Genomic DNA, 23,943 nt, shown 5'->3' on the forward strand with positions numbered 1-23,943 from the left:
GATCGTGCAATGGTATCCCCTGGCGGGATGGTCTACGAATTTTGGCGTAGTAATGAGGTGTGGGTTACCGGGCCTGAGATGAGCAGCGGGAGCACCGAAGAGTAAACGTATTCCCGTGATCAGCGAACGGCGCGTCGCAGGAAGGGGAGTAGGCGAACCGATCGAGCGACGGGGCGGCCCTAACAGGAAGACGGCATGTGGCCTGAGGTGATTACCGGGGCCAAGGAAGATGGCAGGCTGCAACGCTGCCGACATTAACGCGATTCACACGAAGTGAAGAGGAGTTTGTTCAATGAAGATGCGCATGTACATCGCGGGGCTTGCGGCCTCGCTGCTGATGGCTGCCGCGGTGCCCGGCACCGTTCTGGCGGAGAACGACGAAGTGACGCGCGGGCAGCTGATGGCGGCCTCGTGCAAGGCGTGTCACAACGCCGCGGGCGCCGAAAAGGGCGTGCCGGATCTCGCCCGCCTGTCGCCGGAGGTAATCGGCAGTCAGATGCGGGCATTCCGCGATGGCGATCGTGACGCGACGATCATGGAACGTCACGCCAAGGGTTACACCGACGAAGAAATCGACGCCATGGCGTCGTACTTCGCCCGATTCTGAACAGGGGGTCCATCATGCAACAGTTCAATCGACGCCGCTTCTTGCAGGCGTTCGGCATTACGAGTCTGGCTTCCGTCACAGGGGTCAGTGGCGCGATCGCCGGTGGTTATTCCAATGGCGCACGTATCGTCGTGGTCGGCGGCGGTTCGGGTGGGGCTACGGCCGCCAAGTACCTGAAGACGTTTTCTCCGGGGCTGGACGTGACATTGATCGAGCCCAACTCGACCTACCACACCTGTTACGGCAGCAACTGGGTGATCGGCGGCTTCGAGGACATGGATAACATTGCCCAGACCTACGACGCCATGCGTGATCGGCACGGTGTGAAGGTCGTCGCGGACTCGGTGACGGCTGTGGATGCGGACAAGCGCCGTGTGCATCTGGCCGGGGGCGACGAGATCAAGTACGACAAGCTGGTGATGTCGCCGGGTATCGACTTTCGCTACGACGCAGTCGAAGGGATTTCCGAAGACGACGCCGAGGCGATCCCCCACGCCTGGAAGGCCGGGGAGCAGACCCGCATCTTGCGTTCGCAACTGACCGACATGCCGGATGGCGGCGTGTTCGTGATGGTCGCCCCACCAAACCCGTTCCGCTGCCCGCCGGGGCCGTACGAACGTGTCTCGCTGATCGCACATTACTTCAAACAGGAAAAGCCCAAATCCAAGATCATCGTGCTCGACGCCAAGGACAACTTCTCCAAGCAGGGCCTGTTCGAGGAAGGCTGGGCAGAGCACTACGGCGACATGATCGAGTGGCGCGGCGCTTCCGACGGCGGTCGGGTCGAAGAGATCGATGTCGGTGAGAAGATGGCCCGCACCGAAGAGGGCTTCGAACGGGTGAAGGCGGATGTGATGAACTTCATCCCGCATCAGCGTGCGGCCAAGATCGTTCACGATGTCGGCCTGACCAACGACGAGGGCTGGGTCCGGGTCGATCAAAGGACCTTCAAGTCGGAGATGGACGACAACATCTATGTCATGGGGGATTCGAGTGTGGCGGGTGCCATGCCGAAATCCGGCCACTCGGCCAACACCCAGGGCAAGATCGTTGCCGCGGCGATCGTGCGCGAGTTGATGGATCAGGAGCCGCTGGATCCCTCGTCGGTCAACACCTGCTACAGCCTGGTGACACCGGATCACGGGATCAGTGTTGCCGCTGTGTATCAGTACAAGGATGGAGCTCAGGCGGGTGTGGAAGGGGCAGGGGGTGTGAGTCCTTCCGGCGAAAGCGCGGATTTCAGGAAGCGCGAAGCCGAAAACACTCGGGCTTGGTACGCTGGCATCACGAAGGATATCTGGGGCTGATTTCAGTTCCTTAATGCAACAAAATAAGTAAGTTGGTGTGGCTGGCCAGGGCAAGGGGCTCTGGCCAGTGTTTTGTAGTGAGAGGCCGGGGTACACAGATCAATGTACATACTCGCGTCGGCGCCCCAGGTTTTTCGAGACAAGGCGCGCCATGTAGCAGGTGGTGGTTACTTCTACTCGTTTAGAAATGTCTTAGCGGGAGACCACACAGACCGGGGGATATGGGCGGCTAACCTTGCAATGGGGTCTGATTCCAAACCTTTGAAAGACTCCTGTAGTGCGGCTGTCACCACATGCTTGAACGGCAGGTCTCATGCCGGGCCAACTCCGGCGGACTAGGCTTCGTTTTTCGTGTTGCGTGCGTGACCGCACGGCAAGGGTGGTCAGGGACTGTCAGGTCCATCAAACCTTTCGTGAACGTTGACGGACCGACGTTGGGTAACCGGACCATAGTCGGTTTCACAGCTGGCGGTGTCGCTCCCAGTGTTGGACTATGTGTTATCACCCGCCGAAAATCCGGCGAAGCAAGCGCGCTACCCAGCCCCCTGTAGTAGGTTCGGAGGAAGTCGACGCCTGACGCTGCGGCTTTGAGGCCCCTCCTGCGTCGTTGGCCGCGGCTTTTGCCTGCTTCGTCCCTTGTTCGGACCCAGTTGTTGAAGCGACGTGAGGTTGTCCGCTGGCCACCGGTGATGACGGTGCCTCAGTGTGCTTTGCCGAGGCTATTGCCGCAGACATGCGCAGGTGAGTGGCGAGTGGGTGCTCCGCAAATGTGACGTCATTGAGCTGGGCAAAATGCCGCTTGAGCGTAGAGTCTTCCGGAGGAACCACCTTTGTCTCCGTGGAGCTCCTACTGCGGGGTGATGGGCTAGTGGCATGGGCCGGCGCGGCGGGCTGCCGGGCAAGATGGATCGCGAGCGGATGAGTGTTATCACCGGGATTCGAGTCGGTGTGCGAGGCCGAAGAGGTTCCGTGCTCGACATCATGCTCCCAAACTGAGCGCATTTGCTCGTGGTGCCGGATCAGGGTGGATTCCTGCGGAGGCTCCGAGGCCCAGTCAGGTTGATTAGCCGCGTCGAAGTGCCGACGCAGAATGGAATCGGTGGGTCTTTGTGTATCGGGCATGACTCACTCGTTGGTTTGGTGTTGTCGGAAAATGCCCGATCGACTGCAGATCAGGCAAGCCACGTGAAACTCTAAGAGGGGGTGGTATGGGTGTGCTCTGCGCACGCTCCACCCCAACGGGATCATGAGAAAAGGTCGAAAAAGCCGGCTGGCCAATGTCCTTTTGAGCCAAGCCGGCCGACAAGTCGCTACCCTCGTCATCGTAGCTGCCACTGCGTAACCCACGAGACGGTCAGAACTGCCAGGTCAATCCGAATCCCACGTGCCAGGAATACACCTCAGCGTTGGTGTGGCCACCTCCGGACAGGGTGCCCGTCCCGTAATCCCGGTCTTCCTTGAATTGCCAACCGGCCGACAGGTCGAGATTTAGGCCTGGAGTGAGAAAGTCTTCCACACCAAGGCCCGCCGTCAAACGGTGCTTGTAGATGACCTGCGCCTGGGCGGCCTGTAGATACTCAATTCCGTTAACCGGGATTGCGAGATTACCCAGTCCCGAGACGGTGGAGCGAGTAGGATCTTCCGCATATCCGTAACCCAAGCGGTACTTGATGTTATTTCGAGTCAGCTGTGCGCCGACGGAAAATGCCCACTGGTCATCATAAACATCACCCCAAAAGCGAGTGCTGCTCCAGTCCTTGTACAAGACATCTGCCATGAGGAGAAGATCGCCATCCATCAGCGAATTATTGCTGATGCCAACACCGACGTTGGCGGGCTGCTCGATGGTCACTTTTTGAAATTCGCCAGTTCCATCCACGACGAGATTGCTGAATCTGTGACGTTGCTTGGTTTGATAGAAACCACCCACCGTGGTATCGCCGAAATCGTACGTGGCCCCAAGGGTCGCACGAAATCCAATGTCATTTGTATTACCTGCGGAACCAAAAGCAAAGTCTTCGCCCGGTGGGACTGTATTCTGGAGGCCCAAATCCAATTGGGCGTAGCTGACGGTTGCGGCCGCACCCAGATTAAAGTTTTCTGTTACGCGATAGCCCAAGCCCGCATTTACGCCGAGCACAAGGAATTGCGCGCTGGTTCCGCCACTGGCGGGCTCGCCCTTGAAATCCGCCCCGATGCCAGAGGTCGCGGTAAGGCCGAGACCGGCCGTAACAGGGAGTCCACGGTCCTCAAAATCGTGGGTAACCGCAATCTGTGGTATCGGGTAGATACCCTGGTCGGACCGGGCGCTGAAGGCCTCTCCAGTCACGCTTCCGTCGTGGCGCAGTCGTGCCTCGGGTTGATAGAAGCTTACGCCAAGTGTGAACTCGGTTCCGGGAAACTTAGCAAGGGTCGCGGGGTTGCCGAACAATGCGGACACGTTGTCTTGCGGGGTCGCGATACTGGTTCCCGCCAGGCCGGCACTGGCCGGTGCCAAGGTGTTGTGAAGGTCATATCCATGGGGCCCCGCATGTGCTGAGTTGGCGCCAAGGGCCAAGCCGGCGGCGAGCAGAGCCAGTGAATATTTTTTTTGCATTTTGATTCCTCCCTTTTTATCGCCTTGTGTAGCTGTAGTAGTTTTCATGTTGCCACTGGATCCAAGAGCTATCCTGACGGGCCCGAATGGTTTTCAACGCTCGTAACCATAGCGACAAAACAGAGGCGCCCATTGGATTGGTGAGACGCTCAGCACCGTCATGCGTCATGAACGTCGAACTGACGATACATCTTGTGTGGGAAGTAACTCAGGCCCGTTTAGGATGTTAGCCTATGAAATACTGTGGTGTTACAGGTGCCGATACGCGTTTTGTACGTAAGATCACCTGTATTCATGGCGGTAACGTGGGTAGTAGTGGTTTAACGGACTATCGGGTTTTTTCTAGCTAGGTGATCATGAACGTGCAGACTGCCGGAATATCTGCGAAAGCCTTGGAATGTGGATCGCGTGGGTTATGAGAGGCCGTCGAGCTCAATTTTCGGGTCGAAGTGACTGCTTGATGCTGGGCGCAAGGGGAACTTCTGTAGAGCGGTTTCTCTAAAGGGTCGGCTTGTCGGGCACGTGACCGGATAGGGACGAGTGGATTCCGGTGGGCGAAGGGAGAGGGGTGGGGCGGTTAGTTAATGATAATAGGACCGGTGCGATGCTCTGGGGACTAGGTCCAGACAAGTACCTCGCCTTTACCGGAACACGCTAGGTCTCCGATAAAGCGTCGGGTAGAAAGTTTCCGCTGGGTCCAGGTCGCGGGCAAGACCTGAAGGCGTTCCAATTCGTTGCATAAGACGGCGAGAAATCCCAGGGGCTGTATTCCGTTGTCAGTGAAAGTAACGGGCAAGGATTTCGGCATGTGGTCCAACAGCAACGTTCCGCGGCGCATCTCCCGGCCAGGGTGGTCACCGGTTTCGCCGAGGACGATCAGGGTTCCGGCAATCATGCCGGCCCCCAGCTCGGAGCCCGCGTTGCCCTCCACCAAGATGATGCCCCGACGTTGCCTTTCGCCCGCTCGCGGGGCGCAGTTGCCGCGTACGTGAACGAAGCCCCCTGACATGCCCTGTACCAACCCAGGCGCTGGCGCGCCCAGGCCGGCTCCGCAGTCGCCTGTGATCTCGATGCGACCTCCATGCAGGGCGCTTGCCGTAAAATCACCGGCGTGGCCCAGGATGTTGATCCGCCCACCGGTCATCTGGGCCCCGGTGTGGTGCCCGACATCGCCTTCCACGATAAGCTCGCCCTGGCTCATTCCGGCGCCTACGCGATCCAGATTGTTGGCACTGGTTTTGATGACGATCTTGTCCCCGTGACCTCGCGTAACGTCAAAGACGTCCCCAAGCTGTATTGGATCTCGGCCGCATCGTAACGTCAGGCGTTGGGCCGCATCGACGGAGCTCCGCTCATGAAAGAGTTCATGCATTGGACTCATGTCCAGTCGCTGGGGAGTGGCGACGCGTTGTTCAAGAACCAGCGCGCTCATGCGAGAATCTCACGCAGGTGAAAGTGGAATTGGCCAAGTTTGCCTCCGTAGTTTCCTGCTGAGATCCGATGGATCCCTCCATCCTTCCCCCCTGCGCATGCCGCGTCGATTCCGACGCGCATTGCGTTGGCGACGTCGCCCGGAGTGAGCCCGTTGACGACGATCTCGAGTACGGCGGAGTCGTCGGCATTCAGCGCAGAATTTCCGCTGGCCCGCAGGGTCGGGCAGAAGGCGTCGTTGGTAGAGGCCATCAGGTTTGGATACTTGCTGCCCACTTTGGAACCCGAACGGACGATTCCCCCAGGGAAAGGAAGTACGACGTTGCGGAGCTCGCGCATAGCTTTCACGGCTGCTTCGCAGGCCTCCAGCGCGGCATCGACCGAGCGGCCGATCACAAGAAAATTACCGCCACCGACAGCGGAGGTTTTTGATGTGCTTTCCTCGGCGAGAAACTCGCCGTCCATCACAGGTATCCGCCAGAATCGTCGAGAACCAAACAACTTGCTGATTTGATGCCCATCGCCGAAATAGCGCAGGTTCTGGCCCAATGGAATGGGTTCATCGCCCGCGACTCCGGCAAATACTGCGGTAGTGGGACAGGTCAGTACACACTGCCCTACACGGCGCTCGAGGTGCTTGGCAAGGTCTTTGCCGGACATCCCGAATATCAGCACTGATATCCCGGGCCGCCCATCGGGTGTCTCTGACGGGGGCGTGACGGACTCGATTCCAGCCTCAACGCCGCAGCCGATTACCGAGGTCGCAAAGCCGGTCATGGTTTCGGCAGCCTGGTGTGCCCAACGCAGGCTGATTGCCGTAATCAAGATCCGGGTGGCCTTCATACCAAAGGCCTCCGCGAAGGTGTCTTCAATGAGTATGCCGTTGTGTTCCACGTGGCTTCGGGGATTCTTCTGCTGGCTAGATTGATCGTGTTTGTTTCCAGACATGCAGAAGTCGTGCCGTTTGTCTTCATGTTGTCTGCACACGTGGTTTTTCGACTGGGTGCGGTCGCGTGTGTGCCTCGGAAGCAGGGCCACAGTGACACATTGTGACAACGACGTCGCAGTGGGGCAGGTGTGAGAACGGGAGGGCACCAGAGATCCTCGATGGGCGATGCCGGTGATGGACACAGACCCATAGCCGGCGGGGAACGTTTACCCGTCCCTCTACCGTTATCACCGGTCGGGTCGACGGCTTTGTAGGGTGTTGATTTGCTAGTCCCCTCTGGAGAACCGCGGCGTCTGCGGTGACACAAAGTGGGCCGGAGTAACGCTGTGGCTATCGTCTCGCCAGGACGGCCTCAAGCAAGTGTCGTAGTGAAGCCCGGTCGAGCGGGCACGGAAGTTGCACACAGCCCGTTGCGGTGCCCGGTGAAACCCAGTGCTGCAGATCTCTTTGCCGGACGGCCAGGGGAGTCGAATCAAGAACCCTACAGATCTTTTGCGAGTTGTATTTCGATGAAAAGCACAAGCCAGCCTGAAACCGATGCTTCGTACGCTCTACTGGATCTCAATGAACGCGCTGGAGTCCTCGTAGACGCACTGGTAGATGACGCCGTGATGCTCCGCCTGGGGGTTTCGCGCGATAAGGCGCATGTGCGAATCGTCGATGCCGGGATCGAAGTTCAAGGTGGTCTGGAAGCAGGTCGGCGAATTGCCGAGATCTGCATGGGTGGGCTGGGCAAAGTGAGTATGTCGGGTACCGGAGGCACCTCCGGCTGGCCCCTGTATGTGCACGTGCATAGCGTCTCACCGGTGATTGCCTGTCTGGGTAGCCAGTACGCTGGCTGGAGTCTCTCCCATGGCTCGGGCAAGGGAGCTTTTTCCGCACTGGGTTCGGGACCCGGGCGGGTGCTGGCCCGCAAGGAAGCTCTGTTTGCGGAACTTGGCATCATGGATCGTGCCAGTAGGGCGTGTCTGGTCATGGAAGTGGATCGACCACCGCCATCCGAGCTGACCGCAAAAATCGCTGCGGACTGCGGAGTCCAGCCGGAACATCTCACCTTGATCCTGACGCCGACGAGAAGCCTTGCCGGGACCGTTCAGATCGTCGCGCGGGTGCTCGAAGTAGCCTTGCACAAGGCTCATACCCTCGGCTTTCCTGTAGCACACATCATTGATGGATTTGGGTGTGCCCCGATACCCGCGCCAGCGCCAGATTTTCTGACCGCCATGGGGCGTACCAACGACGCGATTCTGTTCGCGGGCCAAGTTCACCTTTTTGTTGATGGTAAGGACGCCGACGCGGAATCACTTTGTGAGCGCCTGCCCAGTGCGGCTTCGCGAGATTTTGGGCGTCCCTTCGCAGAAGTGTTCAAGGACTACGACTACGACTTTTTCCAGATTGATCCGATGCTCTTCAGTCCCGCTGACGTGATTGTGAGCGTGCTGCAGTCTGGCAGGAGCTTCCGGATGGGCGCCGTGAACCTCGCCTTGCTGGGCCGTTCTCTGGGGATCAGCGTGTGATTCGTGGCGTGATCGCATTGATGACCGATGATCCGGGCTGGCACGGCGCACGCCTCGAGTCTGCATTCAGAGCGCGCGGATACGAGACACGGGTGGTTCCCCTTGGCCGGTGCACCCTGGATATGGACGGGATGCATCGCGGAATCGTACTTCCCGGATTCCCGGAGGGGCACCCCGACGGGGTGTTTGTGCGGGGAATCCCGGCGGGGACTCTCGAGGAAGTCATCCTCCGGCTGAATATTTTGCACGCGCTTCAGGCGGAGGGCGTCACGGTCTACAACGATGCACGAGTCATCGAGCGGTCCGTGGACAAGGCACTCACGAGCTTTCTTCTCGCCGGAGCAGGCCTGTCGGTACCACCAACTCGGGTTACCAGCAATCGGGAGGATGCGATTGCTTTTGTGGAGCAAGAGCTCGCGGCCGGTCACCCTGTCGTATGCAAACCCCTCTTCGGCGCTCAGGGCAAAGGGATCGTCCGGATTGGTACCCGGGATGAACTGCCAACCGCGGATCAGGTGCAGGGGGTCTGGTATCTCCAGCGGTTCATTCAATCGCAAACCGCCGGCAGCTCGGATTGGCGCATTTTCGTCATTGGGGAGCATACCGTCGCGGTTATCCGGCGCTCCAGCGACGGATGGCTTACCAACTCGGCACGGGGTGGGGAATGTCACGTCGGCGTGGTGGACCCCCTTGTTTCGGCGAAGGCCGAGGACGCGGCCGCCTGTCTGGGTATGAACTATGCGGGAGTGGACATGCTGTGCGATCTGCATGGCCGCTGGTGGGTGCTCGAAGTGAATGGCATTCCCGCCTGGCGAGGGCTGCAGGCGGCCACAGGAATTGATGTGGCGGAACTGCTTGCGGACGATTTCCTTCGTCATTGCAACGGGACTGGTCTCGGCGAGCTGGCCTCATGATCACGCCAGCTCAGGTTCAAGCAGCCTATATCAGGGCCTGCTATCTCGACGTGGAGGCCCTGAAGCCAGGGAACGTCTCCCATTGCGCACCCGGGCACCACATGGAGGCCGCGGCCTTCAAGGCCAGTGCACAAGTCAGCGCACCAGTGCTTGCGGGTCCGGGTATTCAACTCGGGCAGCGGATATACGGAGCTGTGGCAGCCACCAAGAGAACGGTGCGCTGTAATACCAATCTGGGAATCATCCTGCTGTGCGCTCCCCTTGCTCAGGCAGCGCTCAACCATGCAGGTGGTTCCTTTCGAACCACCGTTGCCGATGTACTGCGGCAAACCACCGTTGACGACACCGAGAAGGTCTATCAGGCCATCAGGCTTGCCGCCCCCGGTGGACTGGGTGCGAGCCCTGCTCATGATGTTGCGGCGGATCCTACGGTGGACCTGCACACGGCGATGACTCACGCCGCTTCCTGGGACCAGATCGCTAGTGAATACGCGAATGGCTTCGAGGGCCTCTGGGATCGAGTGCTTCCAACGCTGGATGCAGCCCTGGAGCGCTGGGGGGGCGACCTCCGATGGGCGACCACGGACCTTTATTTATATCTGCTGGCTGATCAGCCGGACACGCATGTGTGCCGGCGTAACGGAGTTCGAGCAGCTCAAGAGTTGCGTGATCAAGCGAGATCGATGCGCCAATTCTTTCTGAATTCAGACAATCGGGCATCCGTGCATCGCGAACTAGAGCGTATGGATGGTTGCTTGAAGAGCGCCGGTATCAACCCCGGGACGACTGCAGACTTTGTCGTTGCCGGGCATTGCTTGGCCCGGTTACGCGATAGCCGGGCTCTTTCTGTCGGGACACACCCCGGCGCAACCTCAGGTTCCATCGGCTTCCTGCAAGGAGTCGTGTGAACCTGGCTTTCAGCGGTCCGGATGGGCTGTGAGGAGACTATGAAGATGGCTGTAATCAATAAGACGATGATAGGTGAATATCTGACCGGCGATGGAAATGAAGTCGCTCACATCGACCTCATTATGGGTCCACGCGGTTCGGCAGCGGAAACTGCGTTCTGCAATGGCCTTGTCAACAACAAGGACGGGTTTACCAGCCTGTTGGCGGTTATTACACCGAACCTCGCCTGCAAGCCGCACACAATGATGTTCAATAAGGTCACTATCAAGGGAGCGACGCAGGCCGTTCAGATGTTTGGCCCGGCTCAGCGTGGGGTTGCGATGGCTGTGGCGGACAGCCTGGAAGACGGCACGATCCCGGAAAGTGAAGCCAACGACGTATTCATCTGCGTCGGGGTGTTTATTCACTGGGAAGCGGCCGATGACGCCAAGATCCAGGACAACAATTACACCGCCGTGAAGGAGGCCATCAAGCGTGCCATTGCTGGTGATCCCCAACCTGCCGAAACGCTGCAGGGCAAGTCGCAAGAGCATCCATTCGCGGCTCACGCGTGACCGGTAATTCTGGCTCCCGCCTTCGGGCGGGGGCTGGATCTTACAGATTATTCGTTTCCGAGAGAGCCCAGCTTGACGGTACCCCAGCGAGTCGGGGCCGGTGGGATTGCGATACCGAGGCGCTCGGAAAGCAGAGAGGTATGCATTGTTCGGAAAATTTCTAGGGCAGGGCTGGTTTCGGAGCCGTCGGCACGCTTGACGATCGTCCATGGTGTCTTGTGGTGCGTTCGCGCATCACTTCCCCGTGACCCAAACCGCCATGCAGTGATCGCCTTGTCACTTTGAGTGATCCGTGGTGCCGACACCGCAGTACCTCACGGGAGCTCGTAATTCGGTCCTTGGCAGCGACATTGATGGTCTGCCAGAAGAGGCAAGCATGCGGGTGTTCGTCTACGAATTTGTCACCGGAGGTGGTTTTGCCGGCCAACATCTGCCCCCCGGTCTGGTGCGGGAAGGCAACTTGATGCTGCAGGCGCTGGTAAGCGATCTGGTTGCCTGCCCGGGGGTCGAGGTTCTTGTATCCCGTGACACCCGTCTACCCGTATTGTCCCCCTCCGTGAAAACCTACTGGGTGTCCAGTTCCAGCGAACATATGGATGTTTGGGAATATTGCGTCCATCGTTCGGATGCTGTGTGGCCGATCGCGCCCGAGACCGGCGGTATTCTGGAAGAGGTATGCCGCTCCGTATCAGGAGCGAAGAGGATACTTCTGAACACCCGAGAGGACACGGTAGCCATTGCTGCGAGCAAGTCTGCAACGGCGACTCAGTTGCGCGCCCGAGGCATACCTGTAATTGATACATGGAAGCCGGGGCAGTTATCGAAGCCTTCGGGAGAGGCCTGGGTCCTGAAGCCGGATCGGGGAGAGGGGTGTAGAAATACCTGTTTCGTCAGATCATTGGAGCATCTGCCCTACGGCGACGACGATTGGGTGTTACAGCCCTATGTTTCTGGGCAGGCAGCCAGTCTGTCGCTACTTGTGCACGCCGGCATGGTATGGGTTTTGGGACGTAATCGTCAGCGCGTCGTCTTGGTGGACAATCGGTTTTCTCTCCTGGGTTGCGTGGTAAACGGCCTGAACGGGGCTGCCGATACGGTGGATGCGCTGGCGCAGGCGGTGGTGGCAGCCTTACCAGGGTTGAATGGTTTCGTAGGCGTGGATCTCATCATCACGACGGAAGGGCCCGTGGTACTCGAAGTAAACCCCAGGTTAACCCTGTCGTATGTGGGCCTGAGCAAATCGTTGTCATGCAATGTAGCAGCCCTGGTGCTGGATCAGCTGACACAGGCAGAACCGCCGCACTTTTCCATTGGGCAGACGGATCCAGTCGACGTGGAAGTGGGGACGCTTGATGCCGTCTGAGGTTCGATATGTGGGGTGGGACATTGGCGGCGCCCATCTGAAGGTGGCTATGCTGGATGCCAATGGGCGCCTGTGTGCGGCTCGGACCTTGTCTACACCCCTCTGGAAGGGGACTGACGCGTTGGTCGAGTCCTTTCACGAGGCCAGAACCACCTACGGGCTTCAGGGCGTTCGGCACGCCGTTACCATGACCGGTGAGCTTGCGGACATCTTCACGGATCGGGCCGAAGGGGTCCGGACGTTGCTCAATTTGTTCTCCGACTGTTTTCCGCAACATTCTGTGGGCGTTTATGGAGGCGCCCTCGGGTTTATGGAGCCTGGCTCGGCGATACAGGCATTTGAATCCGTTGCTTCGGCCAATTGGCATGCGACAGCTACTCTGGCCGCTCGTTGCTATCCCAGAGGCTTGCTGGTCGATGTGGGAAGCACGACGACGGACCTCGTCTGGATCCAGGACGGCCGGGTCTATGCTTGTGGCACGAATGATCATACGCGGCTCGCGCTTGGTGAACTTATATACAGCGGCGTTGTGCGAACCCCCGTTATGAAAATGGCTACAGCAGTCCCGTTTCGAGGGGTCTGGGTTGACCTGGTTGCGGAGCATTTCGCGACGGCTGCGGACGTGTATCGCCTTAGTGGTGACCTGCCGGAGGACTCGGATCTGGGCATGACGGCTGACGGACGTGACAAGACGCTGGCCAAGAGTGAAGCCAGACTGGCCCGTATGCTGGGAACCGATGCGTCCAATGGGTCAAGTGCCATGTGGAAAGCTATTGCGGATTATTTGGCCGAGTGCCAGGTTCATAGACTGACGTGTGCTTGCCAATTGCAGATCTCCCGTGGCATCAGTGCCGACACGCCCTTGCTGGGGGCGGGAATTGGGCGCTTTCTCGTCGAGCGCGTGGCTCGGCGTCTTGGGATGGACTATGACGTTTGTGATCCGCTGGACGATCTGAGGAAGGCGGATTTCAAGACTAGCCTGGCAGCCGATATGGGCCCGGCGGTTGCCGTCGCATATCTTATGCGCGAGGAGGCCTAGCCATGCATCTTCTGAGTGAGGTGCCCTATCAGCCGGACACTTCGCGCGTCTTTGATGGGATGGCCAGTGATCCGTGGGCTGTATTTCTCGACAGCGGGCGCCCGGGATCTGAGGCGGGCCGCTACGATATTCTCACATCCGACCCCGGTACTACGTTAGTGACCAAGGGAGGATTTACCGAGATCCGTACCCGCGGGGGAAAACTTCGGCGGTCACGCGCGGACCCGTTCACACTGCTCCGGGAGCAGATGGGAGATCGTGAGTCCGATCGGGTGAGCCTGCCTTTCGGTGGCGGAGCAGTCGGGTGGTTCAGCTACGACCTCGCACGTCGCATCGAACAGCTTCCTGCTCACGCTCGGGACGATGAGGCACTGCCAGAAATGGCTGTTGGTATCTACGACTGGGCACTGGTCGTTGATCATCAAGAACACCGGAGTTGGCTGGTGTCGCACGGGCGAGAACGGACAACACACCGCCAATGGTGGCGGCTGCTACACCGCTTTAGTGCTTCGAAGCCTCGGATCAACAGGGACCCGTTCCGCGTGATCGGGCCCGTCACGAGCAATTTCGACGCAAAAGGCTATTCCGACGCGTTTGCCCGTGTGCATGCATACATAAGGGATGGAGACTGTTATCAGGTCAATCTGGCCCAACGATTCTCGGCCCCTGCACGCGGGGATGGCTGGGGGGCCTATACGGTGCTTCGCGAACGCAGCCCGGCACCTTTTTCCGCTTTTCTCAATACACCCTATGCCCAGATACTCAGTGTTTCTCCGGAGCGCTTCCTTCAAGTCACTGCGGGTGTAGTTGAAACCCGTCCTATCAAGGGTACCCGTCCGCGCGGAAGCTCCCCCGAAGCTGACAGCGAGTGGGCTCGGGAGTTATCACAAAGCGAAAAGGACCGAGCGGAAAACCTGATGATTGTTGACCTCCTGCGCAACGACCTGGGTCGTGTGTGTCAAGCAGGGTCGGTTCGCGTTCCGTCGCTGTTCGCCGTTGAGGGGTTTTCCAACGTCCACCATCTCGTTAGCACTGTTACCGGGAAGCTTAATGATGACCAGGATGCCATCGGCCTCTTGCGAGCCTGTTTCCCGGGCGGCTCAATCACCGGTGCGCCCAAGATTCGAGCGATGCAGATTATCGAGGAGCTGGAGCCGCAGCGCCGCGGACTGTACTGCGGCTCCATTGGCTACATTGGTTACGAGGGACAGATGGACGTCAACATTGCGATTCGAACCATGATCTACAACCAAGGGGAAATTCGCTGCTGGGCCGGTGGGGGGATCGTTTTCGATTCCACCGAGGCGGCCGAGTTCCAGGAAACGCTGGACAAGGCGACCGCCATGCTTTCGGTGCTTCGGCATTCGGGGCGCATACGTGTGGGTGGTTAAGCTTGGCGGCAGTCTGGCACACGATGCGAGCCTGCACGCCTGGTTGTCGGAACTGGTGAACTGTCCAGATCCGGTTGTCGTTGTGCCAGGCGGAGGTCCTTTTGCCGATGAAGTGCGGCGGTTGCAACAGACGTGGCTTTTCGACGATGGACGGGCTCATGCACTCGCGCTGCGGGCAATGGATGTATTCGCCGAGACCATTTGTGCCCTGCACCCCGGTGTGAGCCCACTGGAGTCGCTGCAGGAAATGCCGGACACGGGTCGGGTGGAGCGGGCAGTACGAGTCTGGATACCAAGCCGTGACGTCCTGGCGGATTCTTCAGTGGAGCAGTCGTGGGATGTCACGTCTGACAGTCTTTCCGCGTGGCTTGCCGGACGGCTCCGGGCGCATGGGCTTCTTCTGGTAAAGTCGAAGGAGCCTGACACGGAGGACGGCAGTCTGATGAACCTGGTCGAGGAGGGCCTGCTGGATCGGGCTTTTCTGCGATATGGCCCGCAAGCAGGGTGCCCGATTGCACTTTTGCATCGGGATCGTTCAGGCAAGTTTGATGGGTGGCGTAGCGGGTGGTCCGGGTGCGGCTACAGGATCAAGGCCTGCAATTGAAGGACGTACTGATGCGGATTTGACCGGGTAGAGGATCCGAATCCTGCCGAGAGGGCGGCTTTCAGGTACCGAAACTTGATGGTTGCTCAGGCCGAAGAACGGCGTTCACCTTTGCTTCCAGCCACTGCCATGCCTCTGTCTCGTGCGGTCCTGCGGTCTTGTCCATTGCGATCTGAAGATACTCCATCTCCCGGGTGATCTTTTCCGGGCTTAGACGGTCGAGCCGGCTCGCGAGAATGGCCAGTTCAAGAACTGCTGCCTGAGCTCTGTTGAATCCGCGAAAAGGACGATGTTGCACAACCTCGGCTACCGTGCAGATGAGCCGGGGACGAATAGCGTCTTCTTCCATCGTCGAGAGTTCCAGTGACTCGTGCGCAAGTGCATCGCGCAGGCGAAACCCTCCCGAAACAGGCTCCAGAGGCCAGTCACGACGTCCTGACAGACAGCCGGCAAAAACCCTGACGTCATCCGTACAGCTGATTACTGCACGCCCGGTTTGAAGTAGATTTTCCAGTGTCGTTGAAGGACGGAATGGTGCCACCACTACATGGGCGTCCCGGTCCCGCACGCCCATAGGGGCAATGTGCGGGGCACCGTCGGCGTTCTCGGTCACGATGATGATTTCGCGTACCGGTAGGTTCATGGCGTTAGTCTCAATGTAGTTCGAGTTGCATACCCAGGCCATCGGAAATGGCGGGATGGAGAAGGCCGTAGTGTTCCATTCGACACAGATGAAAGCGGTCAAAGTAGGTTTTCAAGGGGCCTTCGATGCCTGGATCGAAAGGAGGTGCAACCGCATGGGTTCGGCCCTGGGTGGCATTAGTGACCTGTCCGTCCTGGACAACGACGATTCCATCCTTCATTACGAGATGGGCGTGACGGAACATGGCGGCCCGATCTGTATTGTCATGATACACAGCGATATCCGCGACTGCCCCCGGCGTGAGGTGACCTCGATCCGGAAGGCCGAGGAGTCTGGCTGGCGCCGCCCTGGTCATCAGGGCAATGTCGGCTAAGCTGTATTCCCGCGAAATGTGGCGGAGCAGGGTTTGTTCCACTGCCGCAGGATGAACCCGCTGCAGGCATTCGGCACGATAGTCCCGGTCCATCAGGAGGCGGAATAGGTCCGGGTACGCCGTGAACGGGGCACCGTTCGGGTGATCGGTTGTAAAGAAGACACGTGATGGGTCATCAACGAGCAGGAATATCTCCAGCCCGATCGCCCACTGCATCGAGTTGACGAAGTTGGCTTCTCGATAGCGAAACGGTACGACACCGCCGCCGCCGTCTTCAGCCTCCCATACCGTCCATTTGGCGGGACTGGCGATCCCGCGCGCATCGAACTGGCGCAGTACGTCTCCAGAGATGGTTACTGTTTGGCCAAAAAGGACCTGCCCTACATCGATCGTGACGTTCGGGTGCCGGTTCAAGGCGTCGATAAGACGCGGCGCGCCGCTGGAGAATCCGCGCTTGCCCTCGTTTCCGTACCCGTAAAACTGAATATGGGCAAGGTGCATGGGCAGCCCCCCGGCGGCCTCCATTGTGGCCTCAGCCGTGGCCACGTTGCCCGCGACACCAAGGTTGTTGCAATGCACATGGACCGGATGAGGGATACCCAGTGCTACCACGGCGCGCTGCACCGCCTGCAGGATATCCCGCGAGGTCATTCCGTACATGGGCACTTCTTCGTCCAGGGAGAGCTGTCTGTGGTTGAACTTGAACGAGGTCGCGCCTCCGGCATTGATTACTTTTACACCGAGACACCGAGTCGCATGGAGCACCCAGGCGATGTAGTCGTTGATCCGTTCCTGTTCAGCGCCGTCACGTAACATCCGCAGCAGGAAATCATCGTTGCCCACGATCGCAAGACCTGCCTTATCGATAATCGGTATGTCCGCGAGTTCGGCGTGCGCCTGTGCGGCGTTGAGCGGTAGCACTGCAGGTTCGACTACAGTGGTGAAGCCCATTTCCGCGTAGCGGTAGCCCACGTCAAAGGCTGACCAACGCGCATTCATGAAGGGATAGTCCGCGTAGCGCCGTTGACCCGCGATATGCTGTTCCGGCAGCAGTACGCGCGCATTGTTGACGTTGCCCCCTGCAATGTGGCTATGGATGTCGATGGCTCCGGCCATCAGGACCTTCTGGTTCAGGTGGATCGTGTGATCCGCCGCCTGAGGGTCTTCCGGGGCCTCGCAGATGTGTCCGTCACGCACCCAGACATCTCTTACGCTCCCGTTAAGCTTGTTCACGGGGTCGAATACTCGGGCACCAGTCAGTCGCGTCAGCATTCGGCACTCTCCTCCATGATCCGGGTCAGCAGGTCGGCATAGACGCTGGGACCTGCTGCGAGGTCGCTCTCTGTACGAGCAAACAGGGCGGGTAGTGGCAGCACTGTGATGCCGTCACCACGATGGATCTGCCCGGTACGGTGGATGCCCGGCACGGTGAGCGGCACAAACAGCTCTGGCTCCTGGACGAATGTTAACCCCGGGTGCCCAAAGACCAGTGAGGGCAATCCGGTTTCCGGGGGCGGAATTGGGCGCAGGCTGGCGTGCCACAGCAGGAGGTCCGTGCCTCCCTCCTGCAGCATGCGTGCCGTGTCATGCCCGTGCGGATCGAAATGCGGGCCGTTGTAGTGATGTCCCGTCCTCAAGCCAAAGCCGTTATGCCAGAGCCCCGCCTGCTGGCAGCTGGACAGTCCATCCCCGGCACCCATCGGCAGCAGCGCTGCGCGCCCGGATTCGTTGATCTGGCGTATTAAACGGGCGATCCCCAGAAGATCAAGATCGAGGAGGCCGTCACCTCGAGAGCCACTCAGGTCTGCGGGATCCATTGCGACAACAAGATACTGTGCTTGCTTAACTTGGGCGGCGATTCCCTGAGTCTTGGGGTGTGCAAACGCTCCGAGCTCCCAGCCTTGCAGCGTCGCGCGAATGCTGCCCACAAAATCCGCGATAGAGCATGAGTCGAGATCCGCATACTCCACCCCATTGGGCAACATATTGCTGCGTGAACCGGAACCCAACACAACCACATTTGATTTGGCCTTGGTGTGCAGGCGCTGTTTCGGCGATAACAGTCGTTCAGAGATTCGTGGCTGGCGGCGGAATATCCCGTCTCCGATGAACAGCCACAAGTCGGCACGGTTACGTGCCTCGCCGAGGGTGGTGGTTATCAGTCCCTGCATCTGGGCTACCGAATACATCCGGCTTAGAGCATCAGCGCCGGCGTGGTCGACCGTAGCGCCGCAACGGTCGGCGAGACGCCAAAGTGCACGGCTTTCGGGAAGATCGCCGATCAAGCCGGCAAACAATGGCAGTCGAGACTGACGCAAGCGGTTGGCGGCGTGATCCAACGCTTCGTCGAGTGCTACGGATTTTCCGTGCAGTCGCGGTTGGAGAGCGTGCGGGGCCTGTATGGCCGCTTGATAACCTTCGGTGGCCACTGAGCAGTCCTGAGCGAAGGGCGCCTCGGCTGTGTCACGCGGAGGTGACAGATCGTCACACGCAAGTCCACAGAAGGGGCACACCAGACGCACGGCGTGGTTGTGCGTGCACGGCTTGAGCGGGGATGAATCCTGAAAATTCTTGTTATCGGCCACCATGCCGGAATCCCTGCAAGTTCGAGGCCATTCAGGGGCGCCGCTTCGTAGGTGCGGGCGGGGTGTAGCGTGTGAGGTCTTCCTCCGGTCGCTTCACGGTGCAGCCCCAGCGTAGAGGCTGATCCTGTGTATAGCGCTTTCCAAGCTGGTGTGCGATCTCGGCGCGCGCGAGTTCCACGCCAAGGTAGAAGGCATGGCCTCCATCCCGTTCCACGTCCAGATCCGGAAACAGTAGAAAGGGATCAGTAGACGTCAGGAACCGATCCCGGTTATAGATGTGGATACCGTTGCCGGTGACCTTGATGCGGAAGTTGGCATCCTTGACCTGGCCCGCAGCTTCTCGGACTTCATCTACGCCATAGGGGAACGGCTTGCGTTCGTGCACACAAGCCAGCCCCTCACTGAGCTTCTTGGGGAGCCGGTTGTGTTCCCTGGCGCGAAACATGACACGTCGGCACAGGTCGAGCTCTCTGACTGCGGAGCGGCAGTGGGGGCTGACCTCCGTAGTCAAAAGGCTTCCAATTTGCAGCTCGGACATGACGCCGCTCAGTAGTGCGTGGATGCCGGTTGTGTCTGCCTCGGTTAGTTCCGAAAGGTTTCCAGTACCCATCATCATGGCCACATCCGGGAGGCGCTTGCGAAGCTCGTGATATCGGACCAGTGAGTCCGTGAAGCCGAAGTGAATAGGGTCAAGGACCGGATCCAGAATGCAGTCCCGCCCTCGAGCTCGTAACGCTTCATAGGAGCGAATTAGAGAATCCAGATCGCCGGGCTGAGTTGGAATCAAGATTGGCGTTGCCTCCACTTCCTCCGAGATCCAGAGAGTCTTCTCGGTCAGGCTCAGCAGGAAGTCTGCGCCTGCCAAACCGCCGGTCAGTAGATCTTGTGAGTCTATTGAGTCCACGCTAACCAAGAAGCCTTCGGCCTTGAGTCGACGTACGGCCGACGCTAGTAACGGAAAGGGGGTGTCGGGTAGACAGCCGAGGTCGATAACGTCGGCACCATCCTCACGGAAGGCATGGGCGCGCTCCGATAGAGAATCGAGATCGAGTAGCGGAGCGTCAGTGATCTCGGCAAAGATCTTCACCGAGTGTTGGCTGAGGTCGACCGGTTTTCCCTCTAGGCCAAACCATTCCGGCAGGTCCATCAATTCTTCGGGACCGCGTTGGAATGGTACACCGTAATGGTCCTTCAGGGCCTCGAGGTCACCGCGACATAGTCCTGGCAGGATCACTCGGTTAGCCTGTCCGGTATCCGATAGGCGCCTGCGGATCAGGTCTCCAGTCAACAGAGCGGCAACTTTTACACCAAGAGACCGGACTTCCCAGGTGAATGCGTCCGGACTCATCTGTTCGAGAACCTGCCGCAAGGCCGGCGCGGCTAGGTTGCCAGTTACGAAGAGGACATGTTCCTTCGTCAAGTCGATTGCCTCTGGTGATTGGATCCGTGCATGCACTGCAACATGGCGGATCAAGATTCATGCCAAGGTTCTGCAGAATTCGGTGAACATGGCGATGCGCGCCGCAGTTGACCTGTGCCAGGGTTCTGCGCGGGGTAATGGCGATTGGAGCGGTCGTGCTGGGTATTAGCGGGGAGGCTTGATACCGCAGCGCTTCATCTTTCGATACAGAGTGTTACGGCTGACGTCCAAATTTGCCGCAACCTGGGAAACATTCCAATGGCAGCCCTCTAGCTCACGCAGGAGAGTCTCGCGTTCCGCGAGTGTCAGGGGGTTGCTCAGGTCGGCCGCTTGTGTTTCCAGTTCGGGGTTGTTCTGCAGCGTGAATTCCGGAAGCGATTCGGCCCGGATAATGCCATCTTCCGATAATCCGACCAGCGTACGAAGGACACTGCGGAGCTCTCGAATGTTACCGGGCCATGGGTATGAATCGAGAATGGCAAGGGCGTCCGGCACAAGGGATACTGCCTCGCTGTCCCCTGCTTCGATTTCCAGAAGACGTTGGATTAGCTCTCTGCGGTCCTGACGTTCGCGTAGCGGTGGAATCGTAAGGCTGATGCCACGGAGTCGGTAGAACAGATCCTGACGGAAGCGTCCTTCGGCGACCTGTTGCTGGAGATCCTGGTGTGTTGCACTTATGACTCGAATGTCCACTCGTACGGACGTTTCGCTGCCCAGCGGGACGACTTCGCGCTCCTCAAGCACCCGCAGCAGCCTCGCCTGCAGAGCTAGAGGCATGTCGCCGATTTCGTCAAGGAAGAGGGTGCCGCCATCCGCCTGAACAATCTTCCCGCGGCTCCCCTCGCGGCTCGCGCCAGTGAAGGCGCCTGGACGATATCCGAACAGCTCGCTTTCAATTAGGGTTTCCGGCAATGAAGCACAATTTACTGCGATAAAGGGCTCTCGGTGGCGCGCGCTGGACAGGTGTATCGCTCGCGCGAATACGTCCTTGCCGGAACCCGTTTCGCCGAGGAGCATGAAGGGCAGGTCCTTGTCCAGCAGCTTGCGGGCCTGCTCGATATTGTGATTCATCCGGGTATCGCCCCAGTGAAGATCCTCCATCGCATACTGGGGGGCGGGAACTTTGGCGTGCTCTGCTCGCGACGACGGAAGATTCGCGGCTGGTGGGCTAGCCGGTGGTTGGAAACTCACGTAGAACCGTCGACCCTGGCGACTGTCATGCAGCGGAACAGGCTGCGTCACCGGGGAACGGGCGTATTGCAGGGCTGTGTCAACACGAATGTTGAAGACGTCTCGAAGAAGCTCCCCCACGATTCTGTCTGAAGGATTCTCGTTCAACTGGAACAGCGCGCTGCGGTTGGCTGCCAGTATGCGCCCCGCAGGGTCGAATGCCACAATACCTTCCCCGAGCGTGTTCACGAATTCTGGCCGACTGTGAAAACGGAGCAGATAGTGGTCTCGCATGCCGCAGAGGAACAAGCGATTTTCGATCAACTGGGCCGACATGTTCACCAGGACCATCGTGTGTTGCTGTGCCATGCGTGATTCGCTGGACGCGTCCAGCACTGCGCAGACGCGCCCGGTCGGATCAAAGACTGGTGCCGCCGAGCAGGTGAGGCGGATATTCTTGCCAAAGAAATGGTCGTTCTTGTGAATCACCAAAGGGCGTTGCTCAACCAGGCAGGTCCCGATGCCGTTGGTCCCCTGATACTGTTCGTGCCAGATCGCGCCAGCTTGCAGTCCGGTTGAAGCGGCCGCATCGGTGAATATGGGATCACCGACGTACTTTAGTAGTACGCCGTCGGAGTCCGTCAGCAGAATCGAGTACCCGGTTCCAGCAACCTGCTGGTACAGATTGGTCATCTCTTCCTGGGCGATTTCCACCAGTGTGCGGGACTCTTCCCGACGATGCCGAAGGTCCCCATCGGAGACAAATCGCGGCTCTGGGGCGGCGTCTGGATCAAGCTGGTATTCGCTCAGGCACCTTTTCCAGGATGCAAGGATATGATTGTCGGTAGAATTTTCCCACCCTGGGGCACCCGATACCGCATCCAGGATGGATCGGCTATGGGTTTCCCGGCTCATGTCGGTCATTTTGGCTCCTTGCTTGCCGGGCGAGGAGGTCTTCAAAGCAACTTGCGACTCCAATGCCCGCTTCGCCATACGCACCCATGCCCAAGACAGGCAGTGCGGTACTCCCTCATACGCTATTGAATACCTCTTTTAACCGAAACGATAGACGCTTGCGTACTATTGCGCATACAGGACCGTAGACATCCCGTCTATTATTTGTTCATGAGTTCATGACTTCATGGCTGGGTTCGACTCGCGTCCACTCCTTGCGTGGGAGCCGCGATAAGCAGAACCACCATATATAGCACGCTCCGGGCGCGGCAATGACGCTGGCCCAGACGGCGATCTCCGGAGCGGGCGGGATTGCCTACAGTTCCCGTCATCCTTCGACCCACCCAGCCGTCGTGAATGGATCCATGACCGGATGTAACCTCTAGCTCCGGCTTGGCCAGCCTGCCAGCGCTTAGGGGGTAAAAAAGCAGCTGAGAGGCGCCTTTATGCGGGATGAAAACTTTGACACGGTTTTGCTCAGGGTCCAAGAAATCGCAACGGAGACCGTCGCTCGTTACAGCAGTCAGATCGATGAGAAGCGGGAGTGGCCGGCGGAAGGGATCCGGGCATTACAGGACGTCGGGCTAGGCGGAATGGTGGTCCCGCAGGCATATGGCGGCTGTGGTTACGGTCTGTCGTCGCTGGCCAAGGTGTGTGAAGTTCTGGGCCAAGAATGTGCGTCAACGGCTATCTGTTTCGGCATGCACTGCGTGGGATCCTCCGTGATTGCCGCTAATCCCACACCAGACCAGCAGCAGCGCTTCCTAGAACCTATTTGCGCGGGTCACCACATCACAACGCTATCCTTGAGTGAAGCTGGAACCGGGGCACATTTCTACTTACCTGAAACTACGCTGGAGGATGCAGAAAGCGGACACTATCGCCTGACCGGAAAAAAGACGTTCGTCACGAATGGTGGCCAGGCCGACTCCTATGTTGTATCCGCCGTGACCGTTGGAGATGGGTCCGCTTCGCTCGGTCGGTTTTCCTGTGTTGTAGTGTCAGCGGATTCCGAAGGTCTCGATTGGGGTGAGCCGTGGGATGGTTTGGGTCTAAGGGGAAACTCTTCGTGTTCAATGCTGATGCAGGGCATCGAGATTCCTCGGTCCAATCTACTAGGCCGCGAAGGCGAGCAGATCTGGTACATCTTCAACATTATCTTGCCCTATTTTCTCGTTGCGTTGGCCGGAACATACCTCGGCGTTGCAACTGCCGCCCTGGAAGAGGCGCGAGGCCACCTCATGCGTCGCTATCACAGCCATTCCGGGACCAGCCTATCGCATTCGTCCGTTCTCCAGCACAAGTTGGGCGAACTGTGGGCTCAACTGGAACGAACCCGAAGTCTCACCTATTACGCTGCTGCGAACTTTGATGCAGGTGCACCGGACGCACTGATTGGAGTTATGTCCGCAAAGGCGGAAGTGGCAGATTGCGCTGTCAACGTGGTAAACGAGAGTATGACCTTGTGCGGAGGAATCGGATATCGCAGCGGATCTCTTTTGCACAGATTACTCCGCGATGCACGCGCCTCGGGGCTGATGTCTCCAACCACCGACCTGCTGCGTGTATGGACTGGAAGGGCCCTGCTAGGGCAACCATTACTGGCGGATTGACCGA

19 protein-coding genes are annotated in these 23,943 nt (G+C 58.9%); 11 read left to right on the forward strand and 8 right to left on the reverse strand.

Features of this window, described 5'->3' with window-relative positions; all coding sequences use genetic code 11:
- Positions 1-292: 292 nt before the first annotated feature.
- Positions 293-607: a c-type cytochrome gene (locus F468_RS0112810; protein WP_018995326.1), complete on the forward strand. Its 315-nt coding sequence runs from the start codon at positions 293-295 to the stop codon at positions 605-607.
- A 14-nt stretch (positions 608-621) separates the two neighbouring features.
- Positions 622-1,914, forward strand: coding sequence for an NAD(P)/FAD-dependent oxidoreductase (locus F468_RS0112815; protein ID WP_018995327.1), 1,293 nt, complete (start codon positions 622-624; stop codon positions 1,912-1,914).
- Positions 1,915-3,268: 1,354 nt separating this feature from the next.
- Here F468_RS0112815 and F468_RS0112820 read toward each other — a convergent pair.
- The 3 genes from F468_RS0112820 to fhcD all read right to left on the reverse strand — a co-directional run bounded on the left by F468_RS0112820 (position 3,269) and on the right by fhcD (position 6,835).
- Entirely contained in the window at positions 3,269-4,558 is a 1,290-nt protein-coding gene (locus F468_RS0112820; protein ID WP_231373196.1) for an OmpP1/FadL family transporter, read from the reverse strand.
- Positions 4,559-5,126: 568 nt separating this feature from the next.
- A complete protein-coding gene (locus F468_RS0112825) occupies positions 5,127-5,942 on the reverse strand; it encodes a formylmethanofuran dehydrogenase subunit C (protein ID WP_018174248.1) in 816 nt (271 codons plus the stop codon).
- Positions 5,939-6,835: a formylmethanofuran--tetrahydromethanopterin N-formyltransferase gene (gene fhcD / locus F468_RS0112830; RefSeq protein WP_018174249.1), complete on the reverse strand. Its 897-nt coding sequence runs from the start codon at positions 6,833-6,835 to the stop codon at positions 5,939-5,941. Before fhcD ends, F468_RS0112825 begins: the two co-directional genes overlap by 4 nt.
- Before the next feature lie 564 nt (positions 6,836-7,399).
- On the opposite strand from fhcD, the gene mch reads away from it, so the two are divergent.
- From mch to F468_RS14785, 8 genes are all read left to right on the forward strand, one after another.
- Complete coding sequence (mch, locus tag F468_RS14385) at positions 7,400-8,407, forward strand: methenyltetrahydromethanopterin cyclohydrolase (RefSeq protein WP_081616991.1); 1,008 nt, start codon at positions 7,400-7,402, stop codon at positions 8,405-8,407.
- A gap of 20 nt (positions 8,408-8,427) precedes the next feature.
- Positions 8,428-9,321, forward strand: a complete 894-nt coding sequence (locus F468_RS0112845; protein ID WP_038038774.1) for a RimK family alpha-L-glutamate ligase — start codon at positions 8,428-8,430, stop codon at positions 9,319-9,321.
- Positions 9,318-10,229 (forward strand): triphosphoribosyl-dephospho-CoA synthase, encoded by a 912-nt coding sequence (locus F468_RS14390; protein ID WP_018995331.1) that lies wholly within the window; start codon positions 9,318-9,320, stop codon positions 10,227-10,229. Before F468_RS0112845 ends, F468_RS14390 begins: the two co-directional genes overlap by 4 nt.
- A gap of 45 nt (positions 10,230-10,274) precedes the next feature.
- Positions 10,275-10,784 (forward strand): formaldehyde-activating enzyme, encoded by a 510-nt coding sequence (fae, locus tag F468_RS0112855; RefSeq protein ID WP_026278841.1) that lies wholly within the window; start codon positions 10,275-10,277, stop codon positions 10,782-10,784.
- Between the two features lie 376 nt (positions 10,785-11,160).
- A complete protein-coding gene (locus F468_RS0112860; RefSeq protein ID WP_018174254.1) occupies positions 11,161-12,147 on the forward strand; it encodes an ATP-grasp domain-containing protein in 987 nt (328 codons plus the stop codon).
- On the forward strand, positions 12,137-13,186 hold the full coding sequence (locus F468_RS0112865; protein ID WP_018174255.1) for a hydantoinase/oxoprolinase family protein: 1,050 nt from the start codon (positions 12,137-12,139) through the stop codon (positions 13,184-13,186). Before F468_RS0112860 ends, F468_RS0112865 begins: the two co-directional genes overlap by 11 nt.
- Before the next feature lie 2 nt (positions 13,187-13,188).
- On the forward strand, positions 13,189-14,577 hold the full coding sequence (gene pabB, locus F468_RS13835; protein WP_038038748.1) for an aminodeoxychorismate synthase component I: 1,389 nt from the start codon (positions 13,189-13,191) through the stop codon (positions 14,575-14,577).
- On the forward strand, positions 14,570-15,181 hold the full coding sequence (locus F468_RS14785) for a hypothetical protein (RefSeq protein ID WP_369771465.1): 612 nt from the start codon (positions 14,570-14,572) through the stop codon (positions 15,179-15,181). Before pabB ends, F468_RS14785 begins: the two co-directional genes overlap by 8 nt.
- A 61-nt stretch (positions 15,182-15,242) precedes the next feature.
- On the opposite strand, the gene F468_RS14395 is transcribed toward F468_RS14785, so the two are convergent.
- From F468_RS14395 to F468_RS0112910, 5 genes are all read right to left on the reverse strand, one after another.
- A complete protein-coding gene (locus F468_RS14395) occupies positions 15,243-15,824 on the reverse strand; it encodes a DUF447 domain-containing protein (RefSeq protein ID WP_038038750.1) in 582 nt (193 codons plus the stop codon).
- Positions 15,825-15,834: 10 nt separating this feature from the next.
- A complete protein-coding gene (locus tag F468_RS0112890) occupies positions 15,835-17,469 on the reverse strand; it encodes a formylmethanofuran dehydrogenase subunit A (protein ID WP_018995332.1) in 1,635 nt (544 codons plus the stop codon).
- Positions 17,463-18,626, reverse strand: a complete 1,164-nt coding sequence (locus F468_RS0112895; RefSeq protein WP_231373197.1) for a hypothetical protein — start codon at positions 18,624-18,626, stop codon at positions 17,463-17,465. Before F468_RS0112895 ends, F468_RS0112890 begins: the two co-directional genes overlap by 7 nt.
- Before the next feature lie 187 nt (positions 18,627-18,813).
- Complete coding sequence (locus tag F468_RS0112905; protein WP_231362969.1) at positions 18,814-20,202, reverse strand: DUF6513 domain-containing protein; 1,389 nt, start codon at positions 20,200-20,202, stop codon at positions 18,814-18,816.
- Between the two features lie 165 nt (positions 20,203-20,367).
- Positions 20,368-22,296, reverse strand: a complete 1,929-nt coding sequence (locus F468_RS0112910; RefSeq protein WP_018174264.1) for a sigma-54-dependent Fis family transcriptional regulator — start codon at positions 22,294-22,296, stop codon at positions 20,368-20,370.
- Between the two features lie 476 nt (positions 22,297-22,772).
- Between F468_RS0112910 and F468_RS14400 the strand changes: the two genes are divergently transcribed.
- Positions 22,773-23,939 (forward strand): acyl-CoA dehydrogenase family protein, encoded by a 1,167-nt coding sequence (locus tag F468_RS14400; RefSeq protein ID WP_026278840.1) that lies wholly within the window; start codon positions 22,773-22,775, stop codon positions 23,937-23,939.
- The last annotated feature ends 4 nt before the right edge of the window (positions 23,940-23,943 follow it).

This window comes from Thioalkalivibrio sp. ALJ2 (genome assembly GCF_000378325.1).
In the GTDB taxonomy this organism is placed as follows: domain Bacteria; phylum Pseudomonadota; class Gammaproteobacteria; order Ectothiorhodospirales; family Ectothiorhodospiraceae; genus Thioalkalivibrio.